The organism is Huijunlia imazamoxiresistens, from assembly GCF_037132455.1.
GTDB classification, from domain to species: Bacteria; Bacteroidota; Bacteroidia; order Chitinophagales; family Chitinophagaceae; genus Flavisolibacter; species Flavisolibacter imazamoxiresistens.
Map to the genome: position 1 here is coordinate 61,756 of NZ_JBBBEI010000005.1, position 20,234 is coordinate 81,989.

The 20,234-nt window shown below is 56.6% G+C and carries 12 protein-coding genes; 7 read left to right on the top strand and 5 right to left on the bottom strand.

The window, feature by feature from the left end; translation table 11 throughout:
* Positions 1-189: 189 nt before the first annotated feature.
* The 3 genes from leuB to V9K67_RS07785 form a co-directional block, all read right to left on the bottom strand.
* Positions 190-1,311: a 3-isopropylmalate dehydrogenase gene (gene leuB / locus V9K67_RS07775; RefSeq protein WP_336721260.1), complete on the bottom strand. Its 1,122-nt coding sequence runs from the start codon at positions 1,309-1,311 to the stop codon at positions 190-192.
* An 11-nt stretch (positions 1,312-1,322) separates the two neighbouring features.
* Positions 1,323-2,744 (bottom strand): ATP-binding cassette domain-containing protein, encoded by a 1,422-nt coding sequence (locus tag V9K67_RS07780; RefSeq protein WP_336721262.1) that lies wholly within the window; start codon positions 2,742-2,744, stop codon positions 1,323-1,325.
* Between the two features lie 215 nt (positions 2,745-2,959).
* Positions 2,960-4,138: a 2-isopropylmalate synthase gene (locus tag V9K67_RS07785; RefSeq protein ID WP_336721263.1), complete on the bottom strand. Its 1,179-nt coding sequence runs from the start codon at positions 4,136-4,138 to the stop codon at positions 2,960-2,962.
* Positions 4,139-4,334: 196 nt separating this feature from the next.
* Here V9K67_RS07785 and V9K67_RS07790 point away from each other — a divergent pair, with 196 nt between their 5' ends.
* The 7 genes from V9K67_RS07790 (at position 4,335) to V9K67_RS07820 (ending at position 16,045) form a co-directional block, all read left to right on the top strand.
* Positions 4,335-5,879, top strand: a complete 1,545-nt coding sequence (locus V9K67_RS07790) for a hypothetical protein (RefSeq protein ID WP_336721264.1) — start codon at positions 4,335-4,337, stop codon at positions 5,877-5,879.
* 390 nt (positions 5,880-6,269) lie between these two features.
* Positions 6,270-10,562 carry a DNA-directed RNA polymerase subunit beta' gene (gene rpoC, locus V9K67_RS07795; RefSeq protein WP_336721265.1) on the top strand — a complete coding sequence of 1,431 codons (4,293 nt, stop codon included), beginning with the start codon at positions 6,270-6,272 and terminating at the stop codon, positions 10,560-10,562.
* A gap of 257 nt (positions 10,563-10,819) precedes the next feature.
* The gene (locus tag V9K67_RS07800; protein ID WP_336721266.1) at positions 10,820-11,389 is read left to right on the top strand and encodes an OmpH/Skp family outer membrane protein; all 570 of its coding nucleotides are present in this window, start codon (positions 10,820-10,822) and stop codon (positions 11,387-11,389) included.
* Positions 11,390-11,653: 264 nt separating this feature from the next.
* On the top strand, positions 11,654-13,108 hold the full coding sequence (locus tag V9K67_RS07805) for an APC family permease (protein WP_336721268.1): 1,455 nt from the start codon (positions 11,654-11,656) through the stop codon (positions 13,106-13,108).
* Between the two features lie 3 nt (positions 13,109-13,111).
* A complete protein-coding gene (locus V9K67_RS07810; protein WP_336721270.1) occupies positions 13,112-14,113 on the top strand; it encodes a bifunctional heptose 7-phosphate kinase/heptose 1-phosphate adenyltransferase in 1,002 nt (333 codons plus the stop codon).
* 141 nt (positions 14,114-14,254) lie between these two features.
* Entirely contained in the window at positions 14,255-15,175 is a 921-nt protein-coding gene (locus tag V9K67_RS07815) for an isoaspartyl peptidase/L-asparaginase family protein (RefSeq protein WP_336721271.1), read from the top strand.
* Between the two features lie 162 nt (positions 15,176-15,337).
* Positions 15,338-16,045, top strand: a complete 708-nt coding sequence (locus V9K67_RS07820) for a 2-C-methyl-D-erythritol 4-phosphate cytidylyltransferase (protein WP_336721272.1) — start codon at positions 15,338-15,340, stop codon at positions 16,043-16,045.
* Between the two features lie 354 nt (positions 16,046-16,399).
* Here the strand turns inward: V9K67_RS07820 and V9K67_RS07825 are convergent, their stop codons facing one another.
* Positions 16,400-17,314: a GNAT family N-acetyltransferase gene (locus tag V9K67_RS07825; protein ID WP_336721274.1), complete on the bottom strand. Its 915-nt coding sequence runs from the start codon at positions 17,312-17,314 to the stop codon at positions 16,400-16,402.
* Positions 17,311-20,187 (bottom strand): M1 family metallopeptidase, encoded by a 2,877-nt coding sequence (locus tag V9K67_RS07830; protein WP_336721275.1) that lies wholly within the window; start codon positions 20,185-20,187, stop codon positions 17,311-17,313. The genes V9K67_RS07825 and V9K67_RS07830 overlap by 4 nt, the downstream gene beginning before the upstream one ends.
* Positions 20,188-20,234: the final 47 nt, after the last annotated feature.

Consider the following 20,234-nt stretch of genomic DNA (forward strand, 5'->3'; position numbering starts at 1 on the left):
AGGTTGAGGAGTGTAGCAACATTATTTCTGTTTTGAATCATGGAGGTATATTGTTGCGCAAATATAACCCGCCGGACGTATAGTAAAGAACTTTTTTTGGAGAATTTGGAATTAGTTGATTTGTTAATTGGTAATTAGGGAGAGGGCACCTCCTAATATCCCAATTAACCAATTAACCAATTCCTTCTCTCAAATGATGGTCGATTTTCTCAGTTGGACATTCGTCTGGTTCACATCCGTATCCGTGGGGATGCGGTTGCTGACGTAGTCGCTGATCAACTCGCCGATGGTGGACGTAAAGTACGAGTTGATCGGGTCGATATCCTTGGTGACAAAGCCGTTGCCCAGGGTCCAGGAAACCGCTTCGCGGATCTTTTGCGCTTCCTCGTGCAGCCCGAAATGATCGAGCATCAGGGCCGAGGAAAGGATGGAGCCGATGGGGTTGGCGATGTCCTTGCCGGCCGCCTGCGGGTAGGAGCCGTGGATGGGCTCGAACAGCGAGGTGGCATTGCCCACCGAAGCGGAGGGCAGCATGCCCAGCGAGCCGATGATGGCGCTGGCTTCGGCGGAAAAGATATCACCCAGCATGTTCTCGGCCAGGATGACGTCGAACTGGGCCGGGGCCGTAATGATCTGCATCACCGCGTTGTCCACGAACATATAGTCCACCGCTACATCGGGGTATTGGGCCGCCATTTCCTGGATCACCTTGCGCCACAGGCGCGAGGATTCGAGGATGTTGGCCTTGTCCAGCAGCGTCAGCTTCTGCCTTCTTTTCTGGGCGGCGGCAAACGCCAGGTGGGCGATGCGCTCGATCTCGCTGCGGTCGTAATGGCAGACGTCCGAAGCCTCGGTGAAGTCGGCATTCATCTTCTTTTCGCCGAAGTAAATGCCGCCGGTCAGCTCGCGGTAGATGACGAAGTCCACGTTCTCGAGGCGCTTTTCCTTGAGCGGCGACAGGTGGGCGGCCGCCGGGTAGGCGCTCACGGGACGGATGTTGGCAAAAAGCTGCAACGCCTGCCGCAGTTGCATCAGCCCCTGTTCGGGACGCACCTTGGCGGTAGGGTCGTTGTCGTATTTGGGGTGGCCGATGGCGCCGAACAGCACCGCGTCGCTCTTGCGGCAGGTGTCGATGGTTTCCGGCGGCAAGGGGTTGCCGGTCTTGTCAATGGCCTCGGCGCCCATCAGGCAGTAGCGGTAATGAAACTGGTGGTTGTATTGTTCGGCGATCGCGTTCAGCACGCGAATGGACTGGTAGGTGACTTCCGGTCCGATTCCATCTCCCAAAATGACGGCAATATTCTTCTTCATGATTCTATCTTTTAGGCAGCTTCCTCCTGCTGGCTGCGGCTGCTGATAACGGCGTTGCCGTTGTTCAATTCCAGTTTTTTGTCGATGCACGAAGGTATTTCGTGCTCGTAATGGCTTACATAGATCAGGGTCTTGTTCAGTCCCCGGCAAAGCGCGTCCACCAGGGCGGTGAAGCGGCCGGTCTGTCCTTCGTCGAGGCCCTGGCAGGGCTCGTCCAGGATCAGCAGGGGCGGGTTCTTCACCAGGGCGCGGGCCAGCAACACCAGGCGCTGCTGCCCGGAGGAAAGCAGGCGAAGCGGCTTCTGCGCCACGCCGGTCAGCCCGAAATACGCCATCCAGGCGGTCACCTCGCGGTGCTGGCTGTCGGACAGGGGGCGGAACAGGCCCATGGTATCGAAAAAGCCGGAGCCTACGGCCTTGTAGCTGCTGATGCCTTTGTCGAAGTACCAGTGCAGCTCGGGCGAGATATAGCCGATGCGGCGCTTGATGTCCCAAATGCTTTCGCCGCTGCCGCGCCGGCGGTCAAAAAGGTAAATTTCGTTGGCGTAGGCCTGCGGGTTGTCGCCGGTAAGCAGGCTCAGGAGGGTGGACTTGCCGGCCCCGTTAGGGCCTTTGACCAGCCAGCGGTCGCCGCGGTCCACCTGCCAGTTAATGTTATGTAAAATCGTTTTTTCGCCGTAGCGCACCGACACGTTTACGAGCTGGACGGCGGTATCAAAAGGGGCGGTTTCGCCGGCCTGCGGCAGGGGGGCGCCGGTGGCAAAAGGAGGGGGGGCGGCTGCGGGGTGGTACTGCTCCATAAGGCAAAAGCGGTCCAGCCGGCCTTTGCTCAAATGCGCGACGTGGGTGATGCAATCGGGAAAATCGGTGCCGCCGGTGACCAGGATGATGGTGGCATGGGCGGAAAGATCATTGATAATGGCCTGCAGTTCGGGCCGGGTGGCGGCGTCGAGGCCGGTAAAGGGATTGTCCAGCAGGAGGATGTCGGGCTGGTGCAGGAGGGCTTTGACCAGTTGCAGGCGCTTATGCTCGCCGTTGGACAGCTGGATCAGCGGCGTTTGCCTCCGGTGCTGCAGGCCCAGGCGGGTGATCCAGGCTTCAGCCTGGCGGCCGCCTTCGGCTTCGTCGGCACACAGGGCCGCTACGGCCAGGGCCACTTCCTGTTCCACGGTGGCCGCGTCCTCGGACTCGGTGCTGTTGAAGCGCTGCTGGTAATAAAAGGAGGAAAGGTTCGAGCGGTTCCTGAACTGGGCCCGCTGCGCTACCAATAGCGTTTTGGGCGCTTGACCGTCCGCGGTCCGCAGCTCCACGCTGCCGTGGACGAACAGGTCGCCGGCCAGGGCTTTTGCCAGGGTGCTCTTGCCGCTGCCTGCTTCGCCGGTGATGGCCAGGTGCTGGCCGGGGGCCAGCGCAAACGAAAGGTCTTCAAGCACAGTACTTCCCTGCAATTTTACGGTCAGGTTCCTTACTATGATTGAAGATCTGTTCATATGAGCGAAAAATTAAAATTGGGAACAGGCAGGCCGGTGGCAACAGTAGGCCTCTTGCCGGCTCCCGGAGGGGGAGGGGCAGGCTGCTGTCCGTTGCGCCCGATGTCCTGTCTGTTTCATATTACCTGTTTGATTTTGACCTTATGGATTATGACCGCTTAGGCCTGTGCTACGGCAGCGGCCGAAGTTTGGTATTCCTTCACCAGGGCTACCAGGTCTTCTTCCACTACTTCCTTTTTGGAATCGGCTACGATCAGGAAGTTGGGGTACAGCACGTCGATGTCGTTGCGGTTGAGCTGGAAGCCCAGCTTCTGCAGGCGGTAGGCCAGGGCGCTGCGGCCGCTGCGGGCGGTCAGCACGATCTTGCTTTCCTCGGCGCCTACGTCCACGGGGTTGATGATCTCGTAGGTGGTGGTGTCCTTCAGGAAGCCGTCCTGGTGGATACCGGAGGAGTGCGAGAAGGCATTGGCACCGACAATGGCTTTGTTGGGTTGCACCGGCATGCGCATGGTTTCGGAAACCAGGCGGCTCAGCGGGTTCAGCATTTTGCTCTGGATGCCGGTATAAAAGCCCAGGGTCTTGTGCTGCTGCAGGATCATCACCACCTCTTCCAGGGCGGTGTTGCCGGCGCGTTCGCCCAGGCCGTTGATGGTGCACTCGATCTGGCGGGCGCCGTTAATGACGCCGGCGATGGAGTTGGCGGTGGCCAGGCCGAGGTCGTTGTGGCAGTGGCAGGAGATCACGGCCTTGTCGATGTTGGAAACGTTGTTCACCAGGAAGGCGATCTTTTCGCCGTACTGGTGCGGCAGGCAGTAACCGGTGGTGTCGGGGATGTTGACGGTGGTGGCACCGGCGGCAATCACAGCTTCCACCACCTTGGCCAGGAACTCGTTGTCGGTACGGCCGGCGTCCTCGGCGTAGAATTCCACGTCGTCGGTGAAGTTGCGGGCCCATTTTACGGCCTGTACGGCACGGGCGAGGATTTCTTCCCGGGTAGAGTTAAACTTGCTCTTAATGTGGAAGTCGGAGGTGCCGATACCGGTGTGGATGCGGCGGCGCTGGGCGGGCTTCAGGGCCTCGGCGGCTACCTCGATGTCCTTTTGGACGGCACGGCTCAGGCCGCAGACCGTGGCGTTCTTAATGATTTTGGCGATCTGGTTGACGGATTCAAAGTCGCCAGGACTGGAAACCGGGAAACCTGCCTCCAGGATGTCCACACCCAGGCTTTCCAGTTGTAACGCCAGGTCCAGCTTTTCTTTAGTGTTCAGCTTACAACCGGGAACTTGCTCACCGTCGCGAAGAGTGGTATCAAAAATGAATACTTTGTTATCTGCCATAAATACAGGTCGTTTTTAAATTAAGGGCTGTAGGTTAACTGTTTGCTTTTAAATTTGGGACACAGCCTGCAATCTCGAAAGTAGGTGCGAAAAATCGTACTCAGCAAACAAAATCTCGATAGTTTTACAGTTCTGAATTATGCTAAAATCCGCCGGACCCCTTGCCTGTAAAGGGTTTCTGGCAAAATGATTTACGATGCCCAACCGTTCAACAGACGCGCTTTTCCAATTGATCCATTCGCTCCAGAAGTCCGAAAAACGGAACTTCAAGCTCTACGTGAAGCGCAATTCGGCCAACGACGAGCTGAAGATCATCCAGTTGTTCGACGCCCTGGACAAGATGACGGAATACGATGAAAGCCTGCTCCTCCGCAAAAATCCTGCCCTGAAAAAGCAGCAGCTCTCCAATATCAAGGCCCACCTGTACAAGCAGCTGCTCACCAGCCTGCGCCTGCTGGAGAACGAAAAAGATATTGATATCCAGCTCCATGAGCAGCTGGACTATGCCCGCATCCTCTATAATAAAGGCCTGTACCACCAGAGCCTGAAGCTGCTGGAAAAGATCAAGGAGACCGCCCGGTCGCACAACCAGGTGAGCATGCTGGTGCAGGTGATTTTCCTGGAAAAAAAGATCGAGGGCCTGCACATCACCCGCAGCATGCAGGACCGGGCCGACCGCCTGACCGCCGAGGCCGACGCCGTCAACGAGCGGCTGGTCTGCATCACCCGCCTGTCCAACCTCTCCCTGCAGCTGTACAGCTGGTACATCCGCAACGGCCATGCCCGCAACGAAAAGGACGCTACCGCCCTGACGGAGTATTTCAACGCCCACCTGCCCGCCCAGGCCTCCCGGCTGACCGGCTTTTACGAGCGGCTGTATTTCTACCAGAGCTATAGCTGGTACGCCTTTATCCGCCAGGACTTTTTGCTCTACTACCGCTACACCCAGAAATGGGTGGACCTGTTTACCGCCGAGCCCTTCATGGTCGACCTGGAAACCGCTCATTATATTAAAGGCATGCACAACCTGATGAGCGCCCACTTCGACACCCAGAACTACGAAAAATTCGACGAGACCCTGCGGCAGTTCGAGCAGTTCGCCGAGTCGGACACGGTGGTACAGAATGAAAACAACCGCATCCAGGTCTTTGTTTACCTGAACATTGCCCGCCTGAACCAGCATTTCATGAACGGCACGTTCCGCGAGGGCCTGGCCCTGGTGCCCTACCTGGAGGAAAAACTGAAGGAGTACTCTATTTACATGGACCGGCACCGTATATTGGTTTTTTATTATAAGATTGCCTCCCTCTATTTCGGTGCTGGCGATTATGAAAAAAGCATCGACTACCTCAACAGCATCATCAACTGGAAGACTGACCTGCGCAACGACCTGCAGGCGTATTCGCGGCTGCTGCACCTGATCGCCCATTTCGAGCTGGGCAACTTCGACATCCTGGAGCACCTGATCAAGTCGGTTTACCGCTTCCTGGCCAAGATGGAGAACCTGAGCCTGGTGGAGGAGGAGATCCTCAAGTTCCTGCGCCAGTCGTTCCACCTGACCAAGAACCGGGTGCGGGAGGAGTTTGAAAAGCTGCTGCAGAAGCTCAAGAGCCTGGAGCGCAACCGCTTTGAAACGAGGGCCTTCATGTACCTGGACATCATTTCCTGGCTGGAAAGCAAGCTCCGCAGCGTGCCGGTAGGCGAGATTATCCGGGAGAAGTATTTGGAGAAGGTAGGGTAAGGAGAGAATGTAAAACCGCAAAATGTAAAATATAAAATGTAAAATGTAAAATATGGAGGAATACAGGTAGGCTGTAGCAGGTTCATCCACATGTATTTATCATGTATTCCTCCTTATTTTACATTTTATATTTTACATTTTGCGGTTTTACATTTAATTAGAGCTTTCCTCCTTCCAAAAATCGCCCCTTTTCCCTTACCTTTGCCGTCTTAATTTAGGGATATTGGCCTTTTTTGCAGCGTGCGAATCATTTCATTTATTGCACCCCCACAAATTTTCCACCTCAGCCGGTGGATTTTGTCGTGTAGATAGGTGACCGTAAGGGCAGCCGTAAAAAAACAGCTATTCTCCCCGGAGAGAGGAATCATTAAATAGTAAACACAAATACAAATGGCTCTAAAAAAAGACAATCGTCCGAAAGCTACGTTTTCGAAGATAACGATCGGACTGGCTTCGCCGGACAGTATTCTGGAAAAGAGTTTTGGCGAAGTATTAAAGCCTGAGACCATTAACTACCGCACCTACAAGCCGGAGCGTGACGGCTTGTTCTGCGAACGGATTTTTGGCCCTGTAAAAGACTACGAGTGCGCCTGTGGCAAGTACAAGCGTATCCGCTATAAGGGCATTGTTTGCGACCGCTGTGGCGTAGAAGTAACCGAGAAAAAGGTGCGGCGCGAACGGATGGGCCACATCAAACTGGTGGTGCCCGTAGTGCATATCTGGTACTTTAAAAGCCTTCCCAACAAAATCGGCTACCTGTTGGGCGTAAGCTCCAAAAAACTGGAAAGCATCATTTATTACGAACGCTTCGTGGTGATCCAGCCCGGTATGCGGGCCGACAAGGGCCAGAACTTCGGCGACCTGCTGACCGAAGAAGAATACCTGGACATCCTCGACGCCCTGCCGAAGGACAACCAATACCTGCCCGACGATGATCCCAACAAGTTCATCGCCAAAATGGGCGCCGAAGCCGTACACGACATGCTGGGCCGCATCGACCTGGACCAGCTGTCCTACGACCTGCGCAACGCCGCCGCTACCGAAACCTCGCAACAGCGTAAGGCCGACGCCCTGAAGCGCCTGAGCGTGGTGGAAGCCTTCCGCGATGCCAACTCCCGCATTACCAACCGCCCCGAGTGGATGGTGATGCAATACATTCCCGTGATCCCGCCGGAACTGCGCCCGCTGGTTCCCCTGGACGGCGGCCGTTTCGCGTCTTCCGACCTGAACGACCTGTACCGTCGCGTGATTATCCGCAACAACCGTCTGAAGCGCCTCTTGGAAATTAAAGCCCCCGAGGTGATCCTGCGCAACGAAAAACGGATGCTCCAGGAAGCCGTGGACTCCCTGTTCGACAACAGCCGGAAGTCCAACGCGGTGAAAGCCGAAGGCGGACGGGCCCTGAAATCCCTGTCCGACGTACTGAAGGGCAAGCAAGGCCGTTTCCGGCAGAACCTGCTGGGTAAACGTGTGGACTACTCCGGCCGTTCGGTGATCGTGGTAGGTCCCGAGCTGAAACTGCACGAGTGCGGCCTGCCCAAAGACATGGCTGCCGAGCTGTTCAAGCCCTTTATCATCCGCAAACTGATCGAACGCGGGATTGTGAAAACCGTGAAATCTGCCCGCAAGCTGGTGGATAAGAAGGAAGCCGTGGTTTGGGATATCCTCGAAAATATCCTGAAAGGCCACCCGGTCATGCTGAACCGGGCCCCGACGCTACACCGCCTGTCCATCCAGGCTTTCCAGCCCAAGCTGGTAGAAGGTAAGGCCATCCAGCTGCACCCGCTGGTCACCACCGCCTTCAACGCCGACTTTGACGGTGACCAGATGGCGGTACACGTGCCCCTGAGCAACGCCGCCGTACTGGAAGCCCAACTGCTGATGCTGGCGTCGCACAACATCCTGAACCCCCAGAACGGTACACCCATCACCCTGCCCTCGCAGGACATGGTACTCGGTCTGTATTATATCTCCAAAGGCAAGAAATCCACCGAAACCGAAAAGGTACGCGGCGAAGGCAAAGCCTTCTACAGCGAGGAAGAGGTGATCATTGCCTACAACGAAGGCCGCATTGACCTGCACGCCCATATCCGGGTGAAAGGCAATGTACGCGACAGTGAAGGTCAGCTGGTCAATAAGCTGATCGAAACTACCGTGGGCCGCGTCCTGTTCAACCAGCACGTTCCCCGTGAAGTGGGTTATATCAACGCCCTCCTTACCAAGAAGAACCTGCGGGAGATCATCGGCGACATCATCCGTATTACCAACATTCCCAAAACCGCCAAGTTCCTCGACGACATCAAGCAGCTTGGTTTCCGCATGGCCTACTCCGGTGGCCTGTCCTTCTCCATCAACGACCTGATCATCCCCGATATCAAGAACGAACTGCTGGAGAATGCCAAAGCCGAAGTGGAAGAGGTTTGGGAGAACTATAACATGGGTCTGATCACCAACAACGAACGCTACAACCAGATCGTAGACATCTGGTCGCGCGTCGATACCCGCATTACCGAAACGCTGATCCGCGAGCTGGCCACCGACAAGCAGGGCTTCAACTCGGTGTACATGATGCTGGATTCCGGCGCCCGTGGTTCCAAGCAGCAGATCAAGCAGCTGGCCGGTATGAGGGGCCTGATGGCGAAACCCCGGAAATCGGGCTCTACCGGTTCCGAGATCATCGAAAACCCCATCCTTTCCAACTTTAAGGGCGGTCTGAACGTATTGGACTACTTCATCTCCACCCACGGTGCCCGTAAAGGTCTGGCGGATACGGCCCTGAAAACGGCCGATGCCGGTTACCTGACCCGCCGTCTGGTAGACGTATCCCAGGACGTGGTGATCGGTGAAGAGGATTGCGGCACCCTGCGCGGTATCGCTACCTCGGCCCTGAAAGACAACGAAGACATCATCGAACCGCTGTCCGACCGGATCGAAGGCCGGATGTCGGTACACGACGTATACCACCCGATCACGGAAAAGCTGATCATCGCTGCCGGTGAAGAAATCACCACCGAGATCGCCCGGGAAATCGAGGAAGTGGGCATCGACACCGTGGAGATCCGCTCGGTGCTGGCCTGCGAAGCCAAGCGCGGCGTGTGCGTGAAGTGCTACGGTAAGAACCTGGCAACGGGCTACACGGCCCAGCGCGGTGACGCCGTCGGTATCATCGCCGCCCAGTCCATTGGTGAACCCGGTACCCAGCTGACCCTGCGTACCTTCCACGTGGGTGGTGTGGCCGGTTCCGCTTCGGTAGAATCGACCTTGCTGGCCAAGTTCGACGGTACCATCCAGTTCGACGGTGTGCGTTCCGTAACCACGACCAATAACGAAGGCGACCCCGTCCAGGTGGTGATCGGCCGTACCGGCGAGGTGCGGATCATGGACACCAAGAACGACCGCCTGCTCATTACCAATAACGTTCCCTACGGTGCCACCCTGCAGGTGAAAGACGGCCAGCAGATCAAGAAAGGCGACATCATCTGTACCTGGGACCCCTTCAACAACGTTATCGTTGCCGAAATCGACGGTACGCTGAAGTTCGAGAACGTAATCGACGGTATCACCTACCGCGAAGAAGCCGACGAACAAACCGGCCACCGCGAGAAAGTGGTCATTGAAACCCGCGATAAAACAAAGATTCCTTCGATCATCGTTACCGGCAAGGAAAACAAATCCTACAACCTGCCGACCGGAAGCCATATCGTGGTGGACGAAGGCGAGGGCGTAAAAGCCGGCCAGGTGATCGTGAAGATCCCTCGCGTGCTGGGCAAGCTGCGCGATATCACCGGTGGTCTGCCGCGTGTAACCGAGCTGTTCGAAGCCCGGAACCCGAGCAACCCCGCCATCGTATCCGAGATCGACGGGGTGGTGACCATGGGTGCCGTAAAACGCGGTAACCGTGAGATCATCATCGAAGCCAAGGACGGTGTGACCAAGAAATACCTGGTGCCGCTGACCCGCCAGATCCTGGCGCAGGACGGCGACTTCGTGAAAGCCGGTTCGCCGCTTTCCGACGGCCAGGTGTCTCCCCAGGATATCCTGTCCATCCAGGGTCCCTTCGCCGTACAGCAGTACGTGGTGAACGAGATCCAGGAAGTATACCGCTTACAGGGCGTGAAGATCAACGACAAGCACATTGAAGTGATCGTGCGCCAGATGATGCGGAAGGTATCGATCGTAGATCCGGGCGATACCAAGTTCCTGGAAGAAGACCTGGTCGACAAGTTTGAATTCGTGGAAGAAAACGACTTCATCTTCGACAAGAAGGTGGTGACCGAGCCGGGTGAGTCCACCCGCCTGCGTGCCGGCCAGATCGTGAGCCTGCGCGAAGTGCGCGAGGAGAACTCGATCCTGCGTCGTGCCGACAAGAAGCTGGTGGAATTCCGCAACGCCAACCCCGCCACCTCGGCCCCGACCCTGCTCGGGATCACCAAGGCTTCGCTGGGTGTGACCTCGTGGATCTCCGCGGCCTCGTTCCAGGAAACCACCAAGGTGTTGAGTTCTGCCGCCATCCAGGGCAAGACCGACGACATGCTGGGCCTGAAGGAGAACGTGATCACGGGTCACCCGATCCCTGCCGGTTCCGGTCTGCGCGAATTCGACAACTTCGTAGTGGGCAGCAAAGAAGAATACGAGCTGCTGCAAACCGCCCGCGAAGCCATGAGTTTCGACGACGAAGCATAAGTACCGGAATACATTCCGAAAGAATAACGAACCCCGCCCCTCCGGCGGGGTTCATTTTTTTATTTTCACCGGATCCGTTAAAGTTTTGCTGCGCAAAAAAATACGCATTACGCTTGTTTGTCAAATGGTTCAATGTGCTGTAAAATGTTTCATAAAAGGTTATATGTTAAACTGATAAAACCCTTTTTGCCCTTTACTTTGCACAAAAACTACGAATGACACGCAGCTCGATTATAATAAATGCAGTTCTCTTTGTTTTGATTGGGATCCTCTTTTACCTGCATTTCTCTTCTCCTTCCTCTGCCGCCGCTCCCAAGAGCCCGGTGCGCGTGTCTGCTGCCAGCCCTGCGGAAGTTCCCGCCGCCCAGGATTTCCGGATCGCCTATTTTGAAATGGACTCCATTGAAGATTCGTTCGGCCTGGTGAAGGACGTGAAAAGAGAATTGAACCGCAAGGACGAGCAGATCAACAACGAAAAGGTGCGCCTGCGCAAAATGTACCAGGAAAAAGTAAACTCCTACCAGCAGTCGGCCGCCACCATGAACCAGGTGCAGTCCGAAGCCGCCACCCGCGACATCATGCAGATGGAAGAGAACATCAAGACCAAGATGCAGACCCTCGACCAGGAATTCCAGGACCTCTCCATGCGCAAGACCCGCGAAGTGAAGAACAAGATCGAGGAATACCTCAAGGAATACAACAAGGACAAAGGCTTTTCCTATATCCTCGTCAACGAGCCCGGCCTGATCTTCTACAAAGACTCCGCCTACAACATCACCGCCGACGTGATCAAAGGCCTGAACGAATCGTACGGAAAGAAAAAGTAACCTCACCCCCGGCCCCTCTCCATCTGGAGAGGGGTGCCCCCTACAGTCTTTTCCTGCAGGTTGGAAGCAATAAAATTTCTTATACTCAAAAGCCTTTTCTTTTACAGGAAAGGCTTTTTTGTTCCCTGCCAGTAAAAATTGTTTCTGATTTGGGCACCCCTCTCCAGATGGAGAGGGGCCGGGGGTGAGGTACGCCGGGGGTGAGGTGTCCGTACTTTCACTTATTGGCCGATCTTCCTTATCTTGACGGCAAAATGACTGCTCATGTCTGAAAATGTTATGACGACCCTGCCGAGGGAGGAAGTACGGGAAGAAAAGGGCTTCAAACGGTCGCTGGGCCTGCTGGACGCCACCATGATCGTTGCCGGCTCGATGATCGGCTCCGGCATCTTTATCGTCAGCGCCGATATGACGCGCAACCTCGGAAGCGCCGGCTGGCTGATTGCCGTGTGGCTGCTTACCGGGTTCATGACATTGACGGCAGCCCTGAGCTACGGTGAGCTGAGTGCCATGTTTCCCCGCGCCGGCGGCCAGTACGTTTATTTAAAGGAAGCCTACAACCCCCTCATCGGCTTTTTGTACGGCTGGAGCTTCTTCACCGTCATCCAGACCGGCACCATCGCTGCCGTAGGCGTGGCCTTTTCCAAGTTCGCCGGCTACTTCATCCCGGCCCTGGAAATGAAGGACGAAAACATTTTACTCAATTTGGGCTGGATGAAGGTGTACCCCGCCCAGCTGGTGTCCATCGCCCTCATCACGTTCCTCACCTGGATCAATACCAAGGGGGTGCAGGGCGGCAAGCTCATACAAACCACTTTTACCGTTACCAAGCTGCTGTCGCTGTTCGGGCTCATCGCCTTCGGCCTGTTTATGGCCAAGGGCGACCTCTGGAGCGCTAACTGGACCGATGCCTGGAGCATGAAAAAGATCAATCCCTCCGGCGACACCGAGTCCCTGCTCGGCCTGGCCGCCTTCGGCGCCATCGCCGCCGCCATGGTGGGCTCCATCTTCAGCAGCGACGCCTGGAACAACGTGACCTTCATTGCCGGGGAGATCAAGAACCCCAAGCGCAACATCGGCCTGAGCCTGTTTTTCGGCACCCTTATCGTGACCATCATCTACGTGGCCGCCAACCTCATGTACCTCAGCGTGCTGTCGCTGAACGACGTGGCCTTTGCCAAGTCGGACCGCGTAGCCGTGGCCGCCGCCAACGCCGTCTTCGGCAATATCGGCACCTACGTCATCGCCATCATGATCATGATCTCCACCTTCGGCTGCAACAACGGCCTCATCCTGGCCGGTGCCCGGGTGTACTACTCCATGGCCAACGACGGCCTGTTCTTCAAGAAAGCCGGCAAGCTCAACCAGCATTCCGTGCCCGAATGGGCCCTGTGGGCGCAATGCGTGATCGCCGCCGTCCTCTGCCTGAGCGGCCGCTACGGCGACCTGCTGGACATGGTATCGTTCGTGGTGGTGATCTTTTACATGCTCACCATCCTGGGCGTATTCATCCTGCGGAAAAAGCGTCCCGACCTCGAACGTCCCTACAAGGCGGTAGGCTATCCCGTGCTGCCCCTGCTCTATATCGTCATGGGGCTGGCCTTCTGTATTTTGCTGATGGTGTACAAGCCCGCCTTTACCTGGCCGGGCCTGATCATCGTTTTGCTGGGAATTCCTATTTATTTCGTTGCTTTGGCGTCCAAAAAAAAGGCGTACTAGCAGATGGATTTTTCCCAACTCTTTCAAAAGATATCGGGCCTGAAGGTGGGCGTGATCGGTGATGTAATGCTCGACACCTATATGTGGGGCCAGGTGGACCGCATTTCCCCCGAAGCCCCCGTGCCCATCGTGTCGCTCCAGAAAAAGGAGCAGCGCATCGGCGGCGCCGGCAACGTGGCCCTGAACGTGCAGTCGTTGCAGGCCAAGGCTTTCGTGCTGACCGTCACCGGCAAGGACGAGGATGCCGTGCAGCTCAACCGGCTGTTCGCCGAAAACCATATCAACACGGCTTATTCCTTTGCCTCCCCGGGCCGCATCACCACCAATAAAACCCGCATCATCAGCCGCAATCAGCACATGATGCGCCTGGATGCCGAGATCACCACCGACCTGGACCGGATGGAGGAGGAGCGGATCCTGGAACTGTTCGAGCAGTTCGTGGCCCGGGAGCGCCCCGATATCGTGATCCTGGAAGATTACAACAAGGGCGTGCTCACCGAGGGCGTCATCCGCTCGGTCATTTCCATCTGCCGCAAGGAAGGCATCCTGACGGCTGTGGACCCGAAGCGCAAAAACTTTTTCGAGTTCCGCCACGTGGACGTGTTCAAACCCAACCTCAAGGAAGCCAAGGAAGCCCTCAACATCATTTCGGGCGATGTGAGCAAGGCCCTGCTCGAAAACATCCACCTAGAGCTGCACCATATCCTGCAGCACCAGATCTCCTTTATCACCCTTTCGGAAAAGGGCGTTTTTTACCAGAACGACCACGAAGCTGCGGTCATTCCTTCCCACCTCCGCAACATTGCCGACGTGTCGGGTGCCGGCGACACGGTGATTGCCGTGGCCTCCCTGGTATATGCCGCCACCCGCGACGTACGCCTGATGGCCGAGATCTCCAACATCGCCGGCGGCCTGGTGTGCGAAGAAGTGGGTACGGTGGCTATTGACGGCAGTAAGCTGTTGCGGGAATGTGCACTTCTGTTGAAGAAGGAATTGGTTAATTAGTTCATTGGTTAATTGGGCCTTGAAAGTTTAAGGGTTTTCCAAATTCCTAATATCCAAATTAACCAATGAGCCAATGAACCAATTCCTCATCCCCTCAAAGGGACTGAAAATTGTATAGGTATTCCCTAAATCAGAACTCCTATGCAACGGTACACTATCGCTATTCACGGGGGAGCAGGCACCATCAGTAAAGAAGATATGACGCCCGAGCAGGAGCGGGATTACCTGAAAGGGCTGGAGGAGGCTCTGCGGGGCGGCTATGCCGTCCTGGAGGGCGGCGGCACGGCCCTGGCGGCCGTGAAAGCGGCTGTCATGCTCCTGGAAGACAATCCCCTGTTCAATGCCGGCCGCGGATCGGTCTTTACCCACGAAGGCCTGCACGAAATGGACGCCTCCATCATGGACGGCAGTACGCTGAAGGCGGGCGCCGTTGCCTGCGTACGCAATGTGCGGAACCCCATCGAACTGGCCGCCGAGGTCATGGAACACAGCAGCCACGTTTTTTTGGCCGGGTCCGGTGCCCAGGAGTTTGCCCGTTTCCGGGGCCTCCGCCTGGAGCCCGACGACTACTTTTTCACTTCTTTCCGTTTCAGCCAGTTGGAAGAAATCCGCCATACCGATACGTTTTCACTGGATCATAAAGGCAAAAAGATCGGGACCGTGGGCGCGGTGGCCTGCGACGGGCAGGGCCATGTGGCCGCCGCTACCAGTACCGGGGGCATGACCAACAAAAAGTTCGGCCGTGTGGGCGACAGCCCGGTGATCGGGGGCGGCACCTATGCCAACGATACTACCTGCGCCATCAGCTGCACCGGCGAGGGCGAGGTCTTTATCAAAGCCGTAGCGGCTTACGACGTCAGCTGCCTGATGGAATACCGCGGCCTGAACCTCCAGCAGGCCATGGAGCTGGTGGTGAACGAAAAGCTGGTGCGGATGAAGGGCGAAGGCGGCATTATCGGTGTAGATCCCAGGGGCGAGGCCGTCCTGCTGATGAACAGTCCCGGCATGTACCGCGGCGTGCAAAGCAGCGATGGGAGATTTGAAGTAGCGATTTACAGGTAAGAGGGATATTGGTTCATTGGTTCATTGGCTCATTGGGAATTTGGGCCGGAGGCCTCGCTTTGCCCCTGGGTTTCAGACTTTTTTCCAGAAAATCCGGTAAATCCGCCCAAATCCGGTTTCTGATTTTTAATTTTCCACCCCGATTTTATTTCAGGAAACATTATGCACAAGTACGCCATTATCGTAGCGGGAGGATCTGGTTCGCGGATGGGCAGCGCTACGCCCAAGCAGTTTTTATTTTTGAACGGCAAGCCCGTTTTGTATTATACCATAAGAACCTTCCTGGAGGCCTATGACGACCTGGACATCATCCTGGTGCTGCCGGATATTTATACCGACATGGGCCGCGAGATCATCGACGCTTATTTCGATTACCGCCGCATACAGATCACCAGCGGGGGCGAAACCCGTTTTCATTCGGTGAAGAAGGGCTTGCAGCTGGTTCGGCAGGACGCCATCGTGTTTGTTCACGACGCCGTTCGCTGCCTGGTCGGTACCGACCTGATCCACCGTTGTTACGAAAATGCCCTGGAAACCGGCAGTGCCGTTCCGGCCGTCCGTTCCAAGGACAGCATCCGCCTGCTGAACCAGGAGGAGAACGACAACGAGGTGCTGGACCGCTCCAAGGTGGTGCTTATTCAAACCCCGCAGACCTTCCACAGCCGCATCCTGCTGCCCGCCTTTGAAATCGACTACAAGGAACGCTTTACCGACGAAGCCACCGTAGTGGAGGCCTTTGGCCTTAAGATATCGCTGGTGGAAGGGGAAGAGGACAACATCAAGATCACCCGCCCGGTAGATCTGTTGATTGCCGAAAAGATCATCGAGTTCGCTGAGAAGAAGGTGGATCAGGAAGAGGCTCAGGGCTGATTTTTATTATGTAAAAGCTATCGCCGAAGAAATCTAGCGCAACAACTATAAAGCTGGTGACCACCAGTAAGACTGTCATGCCGAACGCAGTGAGGCATCCCGTCGAGGCCTGAAAGGTCTGTTTCTGGAAAAGGAAATCCCTCCTTCGAACCGAAACAGCTTTCCGTTCCCGACGGGATGCCTCACTGCGTTCGGCATGACAGCCTGAAAGAAGCACTTTTCCCTCCTTGCCAACGGCAATGCAGTTCCTGATGTAAGGTTGCCACCTACAGCCATAATACTAAAAAACATTACTAACATCCCTCTCCTAAACCCAAATCCTGCAACGTTCCACCGAACTCGTGAACTGGTGAACTATTTCTTGAGCCATTTCAAATAAAACGGAAGCCGGTTCAACTCGATAGCGGCATAGGGTTCGTTGACGGCACCGAAGGAGCTGTAGAAGAAAGCCAGGTTGCGGAGGTCGCTGCCCTCGAAATCGAGCAGCAGGTCGTGGCCCGCATGGTCCTTGATGAAGGCGTCGATCAGCAGGTGCGAGGCGCCCAGGGTGCGGCCGTTGGGATGGTTGCCGACCAGGATGTAGTAGGCGCGGCGGTGCGAGAACGTCAGCACGCAGGAAGCCACCAGCTCGCCCCTGGCCGTAAACACCCCGTAGGTAGTGGCCATCTGCCGCGACCGCAGGAGGTGGTACAGGCGCTCGAACCGCTGCAGGTCTTCTTCGGCTACGGCCGCCGGCCCCGTTTGTGCCTTTGCCAGTTCCATCACCCCTTTGATGTCGATATCACTTTTGGCAGCGCAGCCATAGCCCACTGCCTTTTTGAGGTTCCGTTTGAGGTTGTCGCGGTAGGCGGCGTACACTTCCTCGTAGGGTCTATGCAGGTCCAGCACGAAGTTGGTGCGCTGGTGCAGCGGAAAGGCGGGCAGCATAAACAGGTTGTGGCGGTTCAGCGGGAAGCTCCAGATTTTGAATTGTTTGGGGATCGCCTTCAAGAAGGCTTCCAGCAGGGCGGCGTCCAGCCCGTTGCCGAACAGTCCCAGCTGGGCGATGAGGGCGGGGAAGTAGAGGTAATAAATGCCGTACTTCCTGCGCCACGGCAGCGGCATTACGGCTTCATAATCGTTCAGCACCAGGGCCGCCCAGTGGGTGCAGAGAGCGTCCAGGTAAAACGAATAGGCATAGACCGCCCCGTTGGCGGCCCGGTCCACCGCACTGTCCCATTGGGCCGTGTCAATGGCTTCCCGCCAGAGAAACCGGATGTTGCCGCTCATTGCCACAACGATTTGCGGTCCAGCAGGAACCGGTGGTTGATGCGGTGGATGTCGAGGCTGAAGGTCCAGCGCCGCAGCCAGTTGCGCTGCTCGGGCAACTGGGACAGGTTGTCGCGGAACAGCTTGCTGGAGAGTACCGGCACATACACGTTCACCAGGTTTTTCAGCAGCGGCACCTGCAGGCCGGCCACGTACAGGAAGCGGCTGTTGCCGGTTTCGTCCTGCGGCTGCCAGGCTTCGCTGTACGTGCCGGCGTCGAGGAACAGTTTCAGGGGCAGGGGCATAAGCTTTTTGGGCAGCGAGGTGGACAGGTTCAGGGCTGCCACCCAGTTGCCCGAGCGGCCCTGCAGGAACTCGTACTGGTCGGCCCGCAGCTTGAAGGCGCCGTCGCGCAGCATGATCTGGCGGGCGGCTATGCCCTTGTTCTCCACGGGGTCGTCGCCGCTGTAGGCAAACGAAGCCGTCCGTCCCATAAAATAGTTGCTGTAGGTATAATCTTCCTCGCCGGTAACGCCCAACAACTTGGGCCGGTACAGGTAGGTGGAAAGCGGGCGGCTGCTGCCGAGGGTGCCGAAATGGGCGGCAAACAGCCGCAGGTTCAGGCCCCCGCCGCCGGCATAGTTGAAAAAGTAGTGGGCCGTGGCGTTGAGGCGGTACCAGCCTTCGCCCTGTTGCGCCTGCAACTGGTAGTCGTAGGGGTACAGCGCCCGCGTATTGGTTTCGGTAAAGGAGACCTGGTTGATATAGCGCCGCGACCAGCCCATGCTGTCCACGAACAGCGACTTGTTGTCCGACCTCCGGGTTACGCGGTTAGAAAAATTGTTTTCGCTGATAAAGAAGGTTTTCAGCTCCAGGCTACGGTTGCGGCTGCTCTGGACGTCTTCGCGGAAAAAGAACGTCAGGGAGGGCGTGAGGCGGTAAAAGGATTCGAACGACCGTTTGCCGTTGGTGTCCAGTCCTTCTTTTTGGGAAAACTTCATCCCGCTGACCGCCAGCTCCACCAGCCGGAAGCGGTTGTCGGGGTAAACCGAATAGCTGACCCGGCCGAGGCCGTTCCATTTTTTAGAGTGGGTACCGTACAGGGGCAGGGCCAGGAACTGCAGCTTCGAAGGCGGCAGGCCGTAGTTGGTTACCAGGGGGCCCAGCATCAGGCCGTCGTACGCGTTATAGCCCGGGGCGGGCGTCACCAGCAACAGGTTTCCCGGGGGCTGGGCGCCGTATTTCCGCAAACTGGAGGGGGCCAGGGGCGACACCAGGCTCCAGCCTTTATGTGCCGGCTGCCCGAACCCTTTTTCCGTTTGCAGGTGGAAGAGGGAGTCGGTGGCCGTGCCCAGCACCGGCCGGAAGGCTGTTTTGAAATCTTCGGGTTGCGGGTGGCGGAAGCGCCAGCGGGTGTAATAGTCCTGCATGGCCTGCCGGAAGGCGGCGGGTCCGGCGGCCTGTTCGAGCTGCTGCAGCCACAGGGCCGTTTTGTGGTAGGTGACCAGGAAATAATTGATCGTGTGGAGCGAGGGGGCCGGCGCTTCAATCGGCTGGTCGCTGTTTTCCGCAACCCGGGTCTGCAGCAGCATATTATTGAGCTGCTGGCGGCTCCCGTATTTCTGTGCGGCGTACTTATGGTCGTAATACGAATTCAGGCCTTCATCCATCCAGGGATGTTCCCGCTCGTTGCTGCCCAGGATCCCGTAGAACCAGTTGTGGCCGATCTCGTGGGCCAGCACCTGGTCCAGCTCTTTTTCCGAAGGGATGGGCGAGATGACCGTGATGGTAGGGTATTCCATGCCACCGCCAAAGCTTTTCGGTCCTTGTACGGCCCGCAGCACGCTGTAAGGGTATTCGCCCACTTCGGACGAATAGAACCGCACGGCATCCTTGCAGAACTGCAGGCTGTTCTTCCAGTATTTTTCCTGTGCAGGCGTATAGTAGGTGGCCACGTCGATGACCCTGCCCGAAGGAAGGGCGCAGGTGTCGCGGTTCACGATAAAGTCCTTGTCGGCGAACCATGCAAAATCGTGTACGCTGTCCTGTTGGAAGTGTACCGTTTTATAGGTTCGTGGTTTGTAGTTTGTGGTTGGTGGTGGCTCCGCCGGTGGGGCTTTTTTTACCTGCGGGGTATTTTTCTTCAGCGGCGGCCGCGGAGGAGCGTTTTTGACAGGAGCCTTTTTGCCTTTTCCTTCCTTCGTATTCCGTACCTCGTACTTTGTACCTTTTTCCACGCCTTCCTGTAAAATACCGGTGGCGGCTACGGTATATGTATCCGGCAGGGTGATGCGGACGTCGAAGGAGCCGAACTCGCTGTAAAATTCGCCCTGGTCGAGGTAGGGCATGGCGTGCCAGCCGTTGCGGTCGTACACGGCTGGCTTGGGGTACCACTGGGTTACCTGGTAGGATTGGCCCTCGTGGCCGCCCCGGGAGAAGTTGTAGGGCAGCTTAATGTGGAAGGGCGTGGTGATGCCTACCTGCCGGCCGGGGGGCAGCGGATCGGGCAGTACCAACTTGATGATGTCGATATGCTCCGGGTGGTCCTCGGTGCGGGCAGGCGTGCCGTCGACCTTAAAGTTCAGGCGGTTGATGTATCCCCTCTGGTCCCTGGAAGCAAAATAAAATTTGGTGCTGCCGTTGCGCAGCGCCTGCTCGCTGTAGGCGGTGCGGTCGTTCTTGTAGGCATTGGGCCAGAGGTGGAACCAGATATAGGTAAGGGTATCGGGCGACTGGTTGGTATAAGTAATCTTTTCGAAGCCGTCGAGGGTATGGCTGCTGTCGTTCAGCGACACATCGATGCTGTAATCCACCCGCTGCTGCCAATAGGATAATTGGCAATAAGCAATGGGCAATTGGCAATAAACAAGAACAGTAAGAAAGAGTTTCTTCACAAAGCTGTTTTGTCAAAAGTAGCGGGTAGGCAGTGAAAAGTAAAATA